Annotated in this window: 9 protein-coding genes; 3 read left to right on the top strand and 6 right to left on the bottom strand. The window is 71.4% G+C overall.

Annotated features, from left to right (window positions below; translation table 11 throughout):
* Positions 1-24 precede the first annotated feature (24 nt).
* The 6 genes from glgB to ACLD7X_RS06180 all read right to left on the bottom strand — a co-directional run bounded on the left by glgB (position 25) and on the right by ACLD7X_RS06180 (position 6,189).
* Positions 25-2,322 (bottom strand): 1,4-alpha-glucan branching protein GlgB, encoded by a 2,298-nt coding sequence (glgB, locus tag ACLD7X_RS06205; RefSeq protein WP_412006701.1) that lies wholly within the window; start codon positions 2,320-2,322, stop codon positions 25-27.
* A gap of 69 nt (positions 2,323-2,391) precedes the next feature.
* Entirely contained in the window at positions 2,392-3,207 is an 816-nt protein-coding gene (locus ACLD7X_RS06200) for a hypothetical protein (RefSeq protein WP_411422645.1), read from the bottom strand.
* The gene (locus tag ACLD7X_RS06195) at positions 3,207-4,898 is read right to left on the bottom strand and encodes a CocE/NonD family hydrolase (protein WP_411422644.1); all 1,692 of its coding nucleotides are present in this window, start codon (positions 4,896-4,898) and stop codon (positions 3,207-3,209) included. Before ACLD7X_RS06195 ends, ACLD7X_RS06200 begins: the two co-directional genes overlap by 1 nt.
* Before the next feature lie 6 nt (positions 4,899-4,904).
* On the bottom strand, positions 4,905-5,135 hold the full coding sequence (locus ACLD7X_RS06190; protein ID WP_425625105.1) for a hypothetical protein: 231 nt from the start codon (positions 5,133-5,135) through the stop codon (positions 4,905-4,907).
* 159 nt (positions 5,136-5,294) lie between these two features.
* A complete protein-coding gene (locus ACLD7X_RS06185; RefSeq protein ID WP_411422642.1) occupies positions 5,295-5,696 on the bottom strand; it encodes a DUF4332 domain-containing protein in 402 nt (133 codons plus the stop codon).
* Between the two features lie 22 nt (positions 5,697-5,718).
* Positions 5,719-6,189, bottom strand: a complete 471-nt coding sequence (locus ACLD7X_RS06180; RefSeq protein WP_412006700.1) for a Ycf51 family protein — start codon at positions 6,187-6,189, stop codon at positions 5,719-5,721.
* Positions 6,190-6,439: 250 nt separating this feature from the next.
* On the opposite strand from ACLD7X_RS06180, the gene ACLD7X_RS06175 reads away from it, so the two are divergent.
* From ACLD7X_RS06175 to ACLD7X_RS06165, 3 genes are all read left to right on the top strand, one after another.
* Positions 6,440-10,624, top strand: a complete 4,185-nt coding sequence (locus ACLD7X_RS06175; RefSeq protein WP_412006699.1) for a translocation/assembly module TamB domain-containing protein — start codon at positions 6,440-6,442, stop codon at positions 10,622-10,624.
* Between the two features lie 57 nt (positions 10,625-10,681).
* Positions 10,682-11,611, top strand: coding sequence for an ROK family protein (locus tag ACLD7X_RS06170; protein WP_411422640.1), 930 nt, complete (start codon positions 10,682-10,684; stop codon positions 11,609-11,611).
* Between the two features lie 7 nt (positions 11,612-11,618).
* Positions 11,619-12,783, top strand: a 1,165-nt coding sequence (locus tag ACLD7X_RS06165) for a glutamate-5-semialdehyde dehydrogenase (RefSeq protein ID WP_411422639.1), incomplete at its 3' end; no start/stop codon positions are given.

The following is a 12,783-nucleotide window of genomic DNA, read 5'->3' as shown; positions in this document are numbered from 1 at the left end:
TGGAGCCTCGGCGCGCGCTCGGTCTCAGGCGGCGGTCAGTTCCGGCGCCGGCACCTGGCTGCGCTTTTCGTCGCGCTGCAGCACCACCACCGACAGGGGAGGCAGGCAGAGGTCGAGGGAGTTCTCGTAGCCATGCACCGCCCAGCTGTCGGTGAACTTGCCGCCCAGGTTGCCGAGGTTGCTGCCGCCGTAACGCTCGGCATCGGTGTTGAACACTTCGGCGTAGAACCCCTCCACCGGCACCCCCACCCGGTAATGGGAGTGGCTCTGGGGCGTGAAGTTCGCCACCACCACCAGCCAGCGGCCGGTGGCACTCTCGCGCCGCATGAAGCTGATCACCGAGTGGCGGTTGTCGTTGCAGTCGATCCACTGGAAGCCGTACTCGTTGAAGTCATCCCCCCAGAGGGCCCGCTCCGACTTGTAGAAGGTGTTGAGGTCGTCGATCAGGCGCTGCAGCCCCTGGTGAGGCTCGAACTGGAGGAGATCCCACTGGAGGTCCCCCCAGACGTTCCATTCGGAACGATGGCCGAATTCCATCCCCATGAAGATGGTCTTCTTACCGGGGTGGGTCCACATGTAGGCCAGCAGGGCCCGCACATTCGCGAACTTCTGCCAGTCATCCCCGGGCATCTTGTGAAGGAGGTGGCTCTTGCCATGCACCACTTCGTCGTGGCTGAGGGCCAGCATGAAGTTCTCGGTGTAGGCATACCAGATCGAGAACGTCACATTGTTCTGATGGAACTGGCGGAACCATGGATCCAGCTCGAAGTAATCGAGCATGTCGTGCATCCAGCCCATGTTCCACTTCAGGTTGAAGCCCAGGCCGCCGATGTTCGTGGGCTGGGTCACCATCGGCCAGGTGGTGGATTCCTCCGCGATCGACAGGGCCCCCGGGAAGTGCTGGAACAGCACATGGTTGGCCTGCTGAAGGAACAGCACGGCCTCGGTGTTCTCACGCCCACCGTGCTCATTCGCCAGCCACTCCCCGTCTGGCCGCAGATAGTCCCTGTAGAGCATCGAGGCCACCGCGTCCACGCGGATCCCATCGATGTGGAATTCCTCGAACCAGTACACCAGATTGGCCACGAGGAAGTTGCGGACCTCGTTGCGGCTGTAGTTGAAGATCAGCGTGCCCCATTCCTTGTGCTCGCCGATGCGGGGGTCGGCGTGCTCATAGAGATGGGCGCCGTCGAAGAAGGCCAGGCCATGGGCATCCTTGGGGAAATGGCCCGGCACCCAGTCCAGGATCACGCCGATGCCTTCGGCATGGCAGCGGTCCACGAAGGCGCGGAACTCCTCCGGTGTGCCGTAACGGCTGGTGGGGGCGTACCAGCCCGTCACCTGATACCCCCACGATCCATCGAAGGGGTGCTCGGACACCGGCATCAGCTCGATGTGGGTGAAGCCCCGTGCCTTCACGTAGGGGATTACCCGGTCCGCCAGTTCCGGGTAGGTGAGCAGCCGGGCGCCCGGCTTCATGTCCGCCGCCGGGACGGGGGGGCGGGGTGTCCCGTCCGGCTCGATGTAGGGCTGGTCGGCGCTGCCGTGCATCCAGCTCCCCAGGTGCATCTCGTACACCGCCACGGGCTGGTCGAGGGGGTTGCGGCTGTCCCGCTCCGCCATCCAGGCGCCATCCGACCAGGGGAAGCCCCCCAGGGGCTGCACGATCGAGGCGTTGGCGGGTCGCACTTCGTGGCGGAAGCCGTAGGGGTCGGCCTTGGCGTAGCAGTGGCCCGCCTGGGTGCGGATCTCGTATTTGTAGACCTCGCCGGCGCTCAGCCCGGGGATGAACAGCTCCCAGAGGCCGCCGAGGCGGGACTGCATCGGATGGTGGCGCCCATCCCAGCCGTTGAAGTTGCCGATCACCGAGACGCTGCGGGCATTCGGTGCCCACAGGCAGAACATGACCCCGGCCACACCATCGCGCTCCACGAGGTGGGCGCCCATGCGCCGCCAGATGTGGTGATGGTTCCCCTCGGCGAAGAGATGGCGATCCAGTTCGCCCATCCACTCGTCGCGGAAGGCCCAGGGATCGTGGGTGATGTGCTCGATGCCCCCGCGCAGCACCTGGATCCGGTACTGCCGCCCGGGATCGTGGTCGACCGTGGCCTCGAAGATCCAGGGGTGATGCGGCGTGCTCAGGGTGAGGGCGGTCTCCCCGAGGAGCAGATCGACCCGCTCGGCCTCCGGCATCCACACCCTGACCACCCAATGGCCGTTCTCCAGGGGCTGGGGACCGAGAACGGCCAGGGGGTGGTCATGCCGACATTCCGCCAGGCGCTGGGCGTCGTCCACCATCCAATCGAGACAGGGGACCGACATCGAGGCACTGCATGGAGTCCGCGAGCTTAGGTGCTCCGCCCGGGGGGGCCGGAGCCGGAGCCTCGACGGTCAGCTGGCCGGGGCCTCGGCCCGGGCGGGCGGCTTGGGCTCGCTCGGGAAGTCAACCCCCGTGATCTCGTTGTTGGTGTTGAGAATCACGTAGAGATTGTCGGTGACCCGGTTGAACTCGGTGTTCACCAGCACCAGCTGGGTCTCGCTGGTCCTGTCCGCCTCGATCACCCGCAGCACCCGCTGGAAGTTGCCGGTGATCCGCTGCAGCTGCTGCCACTTGGTCTGGAGGATGGCCGGCGTGAGTTCCTCCTGCAGCGGCAGGCTGAGGAAGCTGCGGGCCGTGATGAAGTGGCCGCTGCTCAGGGCCCGGACGAAGTCCGCCGCCACCAGGCTGGCCTTGGCGTCGGTGAGATCCAGGTGATAGCCGGCCAGCTGCCCCTGGCTGTTCAGCACCATGAACAGGTCGCGCGGGCCGTCACTGGTCTCGAGGGTCGCTTCCACCGTGGTGGTGCTCAGGCCACCGCGCACGCTGAGCAGGGTCCAGTTGAGCAGCCGCGGCTGGGTTCGCATTGTCTGCGCCACCATCGCCGGGCTGCTGATCGCCTGGAGCTCCGGGGAGAACTGGGCATAGCGCAGATTGGGATCCCGGGTCTGCACGGCTTTGAGGATCCGGTTGGCGGCGTCGCGGGCCTGCTCCACGCTCAGCCCTGTCGTCGCGCCGGCCGGGGCCCCCGGCTTGGCCTGGGCCGGCATCGGGCCCGCCGGGAGCACGGCCGGGCTGGCGCCGAGCATCAGCCCGAGGGCCAGGCAGGCGAGCACGGGGTGCCGCAGGGCGGCGGCGTGAGGGTGGCCCGGGCGCAGGGTGAGGCGCATCAGGGGGGCGGGACGAGGTCGCCACAGTTTGCCCCAGCTTTCTCTCCGAAGCAGGGCTCCAGTTCCAGGGTCGCCGTGGCCGTCGCCAAGGTCAGGGTGATCACCCGATGGCCTGGGCCCACCGGTCCGAGGGGGGGCTCGCCACTGCCTGGATTCACGGCGATCTGCGGCCAGGCCGCCGCCGCCACGGAGAGGCGAAGCCGTTCCCCCGCCTTCAGGGTCGCCAGGAGGGGCTGGAACCTGACCTCCCGGGCGCGCGCTTCACGGCAGCCGCTGCCCAGATGGCGGGCCACCCCTGTGCACAGCTGCCGCACGGTGCGGCCGTTCGCCTCCACCACGGCGAGGGCCGCACAGAGGTCGAACCCCGGCTGATCCGCCGCCACGGGGATCTGCAGCAGGGGCCGGCCGATCAGCCGCAACGGCGCGACGAGCGGAGCGGAGCTGAAACAGGCCACATCGCCGCGCCCATCCAGATCGTCCCGTTCGCAGGGACCGGCATCAAGGCCGAGGTGACCGCCCCGGCCGGGCACGGGCCGCCAGGGGTCGTGCACGAGCGTGACCGTCGTCGCTGCGGTCGGCTGAGCCTCCCGGCTGGGACCGCTGCCGTCCAGGGGGACAAGCTGGCTGCCCTGGCTGTCCTGGCAGGCCAGCCCATCCGTGTGCAGCCCCCAGGTGCAGCGCTGCTGAGCAACGCTGCCCCCGGCTGTGTCGTGCCCTGCGTCCGCCTGGATGGCCTGCCACGTGCCGCTGCGGCTGTCCTGGAGGGCGACGGGGATCTGCAGTTCGGGGTCGGGCGGGGCGTCCTGCAGGTGGTGGCGGAAGAAGGCCAGCTGCAGGCGGTCAAGCCCGCCACCCCACTGGAGGTGGCTCCAGGCGCCGATCCGCAGCAGTGGCCGCCCACCGCCCTGGCGGGACCGGCTCCACAGGTCCAGCACCCCCTCCAGGTGGGGGTCATGCCAGCCGCCGATCAGCAGCATCGGCCGCTGCCAGATCCCCGGCTGGGGTTCGTGGCGCGGCCACGCCTCGGGGACAGCCGGATCCAGGGCCAGCCAGCGCTGCGCCATGCCCTCCGGGTCGTGCCGCTTCAGCAGCGCAGCTCCCTCGGTGGGAAACGTGCCTGACGCCAGGCTCTGGCGAATCGCGGCCCAGCCTGCCCCGTCGCCGTCGCGGCGGCAGCGCTGGGCCGCCAGCTGCAATCCCCAGCCCAGACCGAGGCTCCACCAGTGGGCGCCACCGCTGCTGGCCCAGTGCAGCCGCTCATCGCAGCCGGCCATGGCCGGGGCCAGACAGTCGGGCATGGCCTCCGGAGCGTCGCTCAGCAGCTGGGTGACCCCCTGGTACGAGAAGCCATAGCAGCCGAGACGGCCATTGCTGCCCTCCAGCTGGCGGGCCCAGCGGAGCGTGTCCGCTCCGTCGCGGGCCTCCTGGGCGAACCCCCCGAACGCTCCCTCCGAGTCCCCCTGACCGCGCACGTCCTGCACCACCACCAGGAAGCCGTGGGCGGCGTACCAGCTGGGGTGGGCATAGGTGACCGTGGAGGCGATGGCCCGGCCGTAGGGCTGACGCATCAACAGCACCGGCCAGGGTCCGTCGCCTGGCGGCGACCAGATCCGGCTCACCAGGCGAATGCCGTCACGGCAGGTGAGCCAGGCGTCAAGGCTCCCTGGCCCTGCTGGGGCTGCCCCCTTCACCCCGCGTCAGCGCACGTCGGGGCAGTGCAGGCCCACCACATAGGTGGTGAGCACTTCAGCGTCGGCTGGGCTGAGGTTCTCCTGGCTGGCGATCTGCCGGGTGGCCTGTTGGCTCGTGTAGGAGATCCCCTGGCTGTTCAGCTGTTTCAGCTGGGCGCAGATCGCCTTCGCCTTGCCCGGGTTGCGCTTCACGGAATCCAGCAGGGCCGACTGGCTCCAGACCGGCAGTGGGGCCATCAGCAGGGAGGAGAGGACCAGGAGCCCTGCACCCCAGCGAGGCTGCCGCTGGGGGCAGGCCGGTCTTCGGCGCCCGTCGGAATTGGGATGGGAGGTCATCGCAGGCCTCGGCTTGTTCCCATTTCAGGGGGCGCTGCAGGTTCGGGTTGCTCGGCTGGGTCAGTTTGTCTCCCGGCGTCCACCGGCGCGGGCCTGGAGAATCCAGCGCCGCAGGGTTGCCAGATCGAGCAGCGGCATGGCCATGCCGGTGAGCGTTCGCTGAAGCCTGCCCATCTGGGTGAGCAGCCGCTGGGGATCCGCCTGGGCCAGGCTCCGGCGGTCGGGGACGCCGGCATGCAGCAGCAGGGCGGCCTCGGCCGGCTCCAGGCCCACGTCCACCACCAGGCGAGCCTGGCCGCGGAGTCGGATCAGGCGGCTCTCGCTGGCCCCGCCACGGCGGCCAAGGCGCCGCAGGGCCGCGTCGTCGAGGGAAGCGAGGGCTGGCCAGTCGGTGATGCCGGCCTCCGTCAGCTGGCGCTGTTCCCGGGCGAAATGGGGCGGCAGGATCCAGCGGGGGGCCATGGCGTTCAGGCGCGGCGCGGCGTCAACCGGAGGTCACCACCACCTCGCCGCTGACCAGGTTCCGGGTGGCCTGGGCCAGCACGCGGGGCTCGCTGACCCCCTGGCCGGCCGGTTCAACCCGTCGCAGCCTCACCTGCACCAATCCGTCGGCGGTGTTGCGGCCGCTGCCGCGCAGGTTGCGGGCGACCTGCTCGACGGTGGGCCGCTCAGCCTCCCGGGGAAAGTCCGGCGGCGCCGCGGCGATCACCAGGTCGCCCCCGTTGTCGAACACCACGGGCACGCTGAGGGCACCGACCACGCTCACGCGGGGCCTGTAGCTGACGGCGAACGCCAGGCAGGAAATCGCCAGCAGGGCCGTGAAACTCGTCACGCCCACCAGCCGGAAGCGGAACCCCCAGCTGAGCAGGAACGCCGTGATGGTGAGCAGGGCCAGAACCCCGCTGGCAGCGCCCAGCCACTGGCCGGCCAGGAAGAGCGTCGGGTCGGTGGGCATGGGGGTCTGGCGGCCTTGGCAACGCCGTTATATTGCGCCCGACCGATGCAATGGCAGCCCCGGGGGGATGGCGGTGTTGCCGGACGGTGGTCCTGGCGGAGAACGATCCCCGGGTTCGGATACCTCGCTGCCCAAGTCCTCCGGCGGGTCCGCTGGCACGGGCCGACGGAGCTCCCGCCGGGGAGGGCGAGGCCGCGATGACGACCCGCTCCAGCGGCAGCGGCAGCTTCGGCAGCGGCGGCAGCTCGGTGTGGCCTGCGCCATCGCGCTGGGTTCCACGGTCGCCCTGGTCGCCTCGGCCGACCAGCTGCTGGGCTACGTCTATGGCCGCTTCCGCCCCGGCCTCGAGCAGCAGATCGGCCAGGTGCTGGGCCACCCGCTTCGCCTGGGCGACTTCCGCGGCTTCGGCTGGTCTGGCCTGCGGCTCGGCCCGACCCGGGTGCTGCCCGTGCCGGGCGATGGGTCCTCCCTGAGCGCCGACGAACTGGCCGTCAGCCTCGATCCCCTGGCCAGCCTGCGCCAGCGCCTGCCCGTGCTGCATCTCAGCCTGGCTGGCCTGAAGGCCGATCTGCGCCGCAACGCCCAGGGGCGCTACTGGGTTCCCGGAACGTTGGATCCGGCGATCGAGCCGCCGCGGCTGGATCTGCGCCTGCGGCTCAGCCAGCCTGCGGTGGTGACCCTGGCCCCCGCCGGGGTCCGGCTGGCCCTGGACGCGTCGGCAGGGCTGCGGCCCCATCGCCGCGAGCTCGATCTCCTGGCCCGGATCCGCTCGCTGGACGGCGGGCGGCCCCTGCCGGGCAGCCTGCGCCTGAAGGCACGGGGCGACTGGAGCCGGCAGATCTACGAGGGCCAGCTCCTGGCCGATCGTTTTCCGCTGCAGACCCCGGCCCGGCTGGCGGGCCTGGGCGGGCGGCTCGATGGCCAGGCCAGCGGACGGCTGCAGCTGGCCTGGCGCCAGGGCACGCCGGACTGCCAGGGGGAGGTGCGCCTCCGCAACGTGCTCTGGAAAGCGCCCGGATCCGCTCCATCCCTCGGGCTCGCCGATCCTGCCCTGGGCTGCGAGGGCCAGCGGCTGCGCCTGGCGGAGACAGGCTGGCGCTGGGGCGACCTCGACGGTCGCCTCGCCTTCCAGGCGCTCTGGCGCGGTGACCGGGTGGCGTTGGAGGCGTTGGAGCTGCGCCGCAGGAACTCCTGGCTGCGGGCCCGCGGGGAGGTGGGCCGCCAGGTGGATCTGCGGGCCGACTGGCAGCTCAACCCCGCAGAGCTTCCCCTGCCGGAGAACACCCCCGTGGCCCTGCTGGGGGATCCGCTGCGGGGGCGTCTGCGGGTGCGGGGGGCCTGGCCCGCACCGCTGCTCGAGACCACCCTGGCCCAGGGCGCCAACCCCCTGGTGGGCGGCTGGGATGCCCGGCTGCGCTGGAGCGATCAGCGGCTGCGGCTGGAGCGCCTGGCCAGCCCCTACCTCACGGCCTCCGGCTCCCTGCCGCTGCGGCTGAAACCGGGAGAACCCGTCCGCCTCGGCCCCCTGGACCTGCAGGTGGCGCTGCGGGCCTATCCCCTGCCGCGGCTGGGCGCCCTGGTGGGCACCAGCCTGGAGGGGGTGCTGGAGGCGACGGGCACGATCCGCGGACCGCTCTCCGGCTTGACCCCGGACTTCGATCTGCGGGTGCAGGGACCCGGGGCGGGGCCCCTCAAGGTGGCCGAGACCTGGGAGGGGTCCTGGTCCGGCGATCCCGCCGGAGGTGGACGCCTGGCGATGGCCCTGGTGGAAGGGGCCGGCCCAGCTGATCTGCAGGCCCGGCTCGACCGGCGCTGGGTGCCGGTGTCGGTCGTGCTCCAGCGCCACGGCGGTGAACTGGGGCTGGAGGGGGCGCCCCGCGCCTACCGCTGGCGGGCCCGCAGCTTTCCCCTTGAAGGCCTCCTGCTGGCGCTGGGCCCCCGCAGCCAGTACCAACCCCTGCGGGGCCTCCTCTCCGGTCAGGGGGATCTGGAGCTCCAGCCGCTGGCCTTCAGCGGCACCGCCCGCCTGGAGCACCCCGTGCTGCTCGGGGTCTGGGCGCGGCAGGTCACCATCAGCGGCCAGTACACCGAACGGCGCTACGAAGCCCGCCTCGGGGTCGAGCCCCTCGGTTCGGGCAACCTGGCGATCGACTGGAGCGGTCGCTGGAAGGGGCCCTTCCAGGCCTCGATCACCGGCCGCGAACTGGGGGATGACCTGGTTCGCCAGATGCTGGAGGCCTGGCCCCGCTGGCAGGGCGATGTGGCGATCGCCCAGGGCACGGCGAATGACCTGGGCAGCTTTCTGATCGACACCCTCGGCGGCAGCCTGGATGGCCAGCTCACCGCCCTGGACCGCGCCCGGGCCGCGCTGCAGGGGGCCCGCCAGGACCCGTTCAGGGGGCTGACCGTGGCCGAGCGTCTCGACACGCTTTCGGCCCGTTTCGATCTGGATGCCCGGCTGGAGGGACCGCGGCTGGTGGACACCCGGGCCGATCTGACCCTGCGCGGTCACCTGTGGCTGCCTGGTCAGGACCGCGATCTGGCCCTCACCGAGGAGCCGGTGCGCCTCAGCCTTCAGGGCCCGTTCCGGATGGGCGAGGGTCAGCTCTCCTTCTCGGGCCTGCCCCTGGCCCTGATGGCGCTGCTCACCCCGGTGCCGGAGGGTCTGCGCGGCAGCCTGGGCGCCACCGGCCGCTACCGCCTCGGCGCGGCGGAGCCTGAGCTCAGCGTCGAGCTGGCGCTGGTCGACGCCGCCGTCGGCAAGACAGCCCTCCGTCTGGAGCGTGGGGCGGTGCGCGTTGCCGAGGACACGCTGACCCTCGATCTGGCGGCCCGGGCCGATGGGGCGGCCAATCCGATCGAGCTGGCGGGGAGCATCCCGCTCAACCCCGCCCAGGAAGGTGTGGAGCTCCGCCTGGCCAGCCGCGAGGACGGCCTGCGCTTCCTCACCGAACTCGCCCAGCCGGGCCTGGTCTGGAAGGCGGGCAGCGCCGACCTGCAGCTCCTGGTGCGCGGCAGCCTGGAACAGCCGATTGCCAACGGGTTCCTGCGCTTCCGCGACGCCCAGCTCGAGGTGGTCGGCCAGAGCGTGGAGAACCTCCAGGCCACGGTGCTGTTCGACTTCGAGCAGCTCTTCCTGCAGGATTTCTCGGCCCGGGTCGGCAAGGGTGGTGAGCTCGCCGGCAGCGGCAGCCTCGGTCTGCTCAGCCCGGCCACCACCGAGACCGGCGAGCCCTCCCGGCTGCAGATCAGCCTGAAGGCGGTGCCCTTCGTCCTGCCGCGCATCAAGGCGGTGGCGGATGGCTCCCTGGCCGTGGCGGGCAGCCTGGCTTCGCTCGACATCGGGGGGGAGCTGGCGGTCTCGAAGGGCTCGATCAACGTCCAACCCGGCCAGCTGGAAACCGGATCCGGCGAGGAGGCCAGCAGCGTCTCCCAGCTGGTGGTGGAGCGCTGGAACTTCAAGGAGCCGCTCGTGCTCTTCGGACCGGATGTGGAGAGCCAGGCCAGCGAGAAGCTTCGCGCCCAGATGCCCAGGTTCCGCCTGGTGGGCTTCGACGATCTGCGGCTCACCCTGGGTCCCGATCTCGCGGTGGGGGTGCCCAACCTGGCCAGCTTCAACGCGGCCGGTCTGCTGCGGATCGACGGCCGGCTCGACCCCTCGCTGCAGGCCAGGGGGGTCGTGCGGCTGGAGCGAGGTCGCCTCACCCTGTTCACCACCACCTTCAACCTCGACCCGGACGCTCCCAACGTGGCTGTGTTCACCCCCTCGTCGGGGCTGATCCCCTACCTCGACATCGCCCTGCGCACCCGCGTCTCCGACAGCCTCAGTGCCGGTGGCCTCACCTCCGGTCTCGCCAGTTCCTCCTATGCCCCCTCCCTGACGGAAATCGAATCCCAGGGTGGGACCGGCTCCCTCGACCAGCTGAACCTGGTGCGGGTGTACCTGGGTGTCAGCGGCCCGGCCGACCGCCTGGCCGACAACCTCACCCTGCGCAGTTCCCCACCCCTGCCGGAAGAACGCCTGCTGGCCCTGATCGGCGGCAACTCCCTCGCGGGGCTGGTCGGCGGCGGGGCCGGCGCGGCCCTGGCCACCGTGGTGGGACAATCGCTTCTCTCACCCGTCCTGGGGACACTCAGCGATGCCTTCGGCCAGCGCCTGAGCTTTGCGCTCTATCCCGCCTACGTGAACCAGGCCGTTGACAGCAAGTCGGAGCGCCGCTCCGAGCGCGTTCCGCCCCAGCTGGTGCTCGGCGCTGAGATCGGTCTGGACATCACCGAACGGTTCAACGCCTCGCTGCTCGCCGCCCCGAACCGCACCGATGTCCCCCCCCAGCTGAACCTCAACTTCAAGGCCTCCGAGCTGATCAACATCCAGGGCTCCGTCGACAGCCAGGGGATCTGGCAGACCCAGCTCCAGGTCTTCTTCCGGTTCTGACCCCTCCGCCGGCAGCCCCCTGGCTGCCAGCCCTCCCTGCACCCCTCCCACGCCGTCATGCCCGTCCCCGGGGCCCCACAACGGAATGCTCCCGAGGCGATCGGGGTGGATCTGGGGGGCACGGCGATCAAGCTGGGGCGCTTTGACCGCTCCGGCCGGCTGCTGGCCGAACGGGAGTGCCCCACCCCCCGGCCGGCCATGCCCGGGGCCGTGACCCTGGCCATCGCCGAGGCGGTGGCCAGCCTCGATCCCGACCGCCGCGCCGATCGGGTGGGGATCGGCCACCCCGGGCCCAGCGACCGCACCGGCCGGCTCGCCCGCATCGCCATCAACCTGCCGGGCTGGCTCGAGGTGCCGCTGGCGGACTGGCTGGAGCCGATGCTGGAGCGGCCCGTCACCCTGGCGAACGATGCCAACTGCGCGGTGATCGGCGAGCGCTGGCATGGAGCGGCCCGGGGCGCTTCGGATGTGCTGCTGCTCACCCTGGGGACGGGCGTCGGCGGAGCGGTGCTGCTGGGGGGACAGCTGTTCACGGGTCAGGGCGGCGCGGCCGCCGAGCCCGGCCTGATCGGCATCCAGCCCGATGGCCCCCCCTGCAACAGCGGCAACACGGGCTCCCTCGAGAGCTACTGCAGCATCGGCGGGCTGAGCCGCCTCAGCCCCATCGACCCCGCCAGGCTCTGCCGGCTTGCGGATCGGGGTGATCCGGAGGCCAGGGCCGTGTGGGAGGCCTATGGGCGGCTGCTCGGCATCGGGATCAGCTCCCTGCTCTACGTGCTCACGCCCGAGCTGGTGCTGCTCGGCGGCGGGCTGAGCGGGGCCAGCCACCACTTCCTGCCGGCCGTCTGGGCCGAGGTGGAGCGCCGCGTGCTCGCGGTGAGCCGGGAGGGCCTGCGCATCGAGCGCTGCGCCCTCGGCAACGGGGCCGGCCGGCTCGGAGCCGCCCGCCTGGCCTTCGAGCGGCTTGGGGGAGCCCCCTTGGGATGATGGCCCCATGAGCACCCCCGCCCCCTCCGTTCCGGAGCCCTCTCGCGAACTGCTGCAGCGGGCCGCGGCCGTGCGCCGCAGTGCCATGGCCCTCGGCCAGCTGGGCGACGGCGATCGCCAGCAGGCCCTGGGGGCCATGGCCGACGCCCTCGAGGCCGCCCGTGCGTCCATCCTCGCGGCCAACCAGGAGGATCTGGCGGCGGCGGCGGCCGATGGTCTGGCGCCGGCCCTGATCGCCCGCCTCAAGCTCGACGGTCCGAAACTGGATGGGGCCATCGCCGGGGTGCGGCAGGTGGCCGAGCTCGCCGATCCGCTCGGCCGGCGTCAGCTGCACACCGAGCTGGATCGGGGCCTGGTGCTGGAGCGGGTCACCGTTCCCCTCGGTGTCGTGGGCGTCATCTTCGAGGCCCGGCCCGATGCGGTGATGCAGATCGCCGCGCTGGCCATCCGCTCCGGAAACGGTGCCATCCTCAAGGGCGGTCGCGAGGCCGCCCGCAGCTGTGCGGCGATCCTCGAGGCCCTGCAGAGCGGGCTCGCCGCCAGCCGGGTCGAGGCCGAGGCCCTGGCCCTGCTCACCAGCCGCGAGGAGAGCCTGGCCCTGCTCAAGCTCGACGGCCTGGTGGACCTGATCATTCCGCGCGGCTCGAACGCCCTGGTGCGCTTCATCCAGGACAACACCCGGATCCCGGTGCTGGGCCACGCCGACGGCATCTGCCACCTCTACGTGGACGCGGCGGCGGATCCCAGCGAGGCGTTGCGCGTGGCCCTCGATGCCAAGACCCAGTACCCGGCGGCCTGCAACGCCATCGAGACGCTGCTCGTGCACGAGGCCATCGCCGCCACGTTCCTCCCCCCGGCGATCGAGGCCTTCACGGCGGCGTCCGTGGAGCTGCGGGGCGATCCGGCGGCCTGCGGCCATGGTGTTGCCGCTGCCGCGAGCGAGGCGGACTGGAGCACCGAGTACTCCGACCTGATCCTGGCGGTGAAGGTGGTGGCCGATCTGGAGGAGGCCATCGCCCACATCGGCCGTTACGGATCCCGCCACACCGATGCGATCTGCACCACCGATCCGGTCGCGGCCGAGCGGTTCCTGGCGGCGGTGGACAGTGCGGGGGTCTATCTCAACTGTTCCACCCGGTTCGCCGACGGCTTCCGCTACGGCTTCGGCGCCG

It is taken from the genome of Aphanothece microscopica RSMan92, from assembly GCF_046613545.2.
Taxonomy (GTDB): domain Bacteria; phylum Cyanobacteriota; class Cyanobacteriia; order PCC-6307; family Cyanobiaceae; genus NIES-981.
The sequence above is the reverse complement of the archived record's forward strand: the minus strand, read 5'-3'. Positions and strand labels throughout refer to the sequence as shown.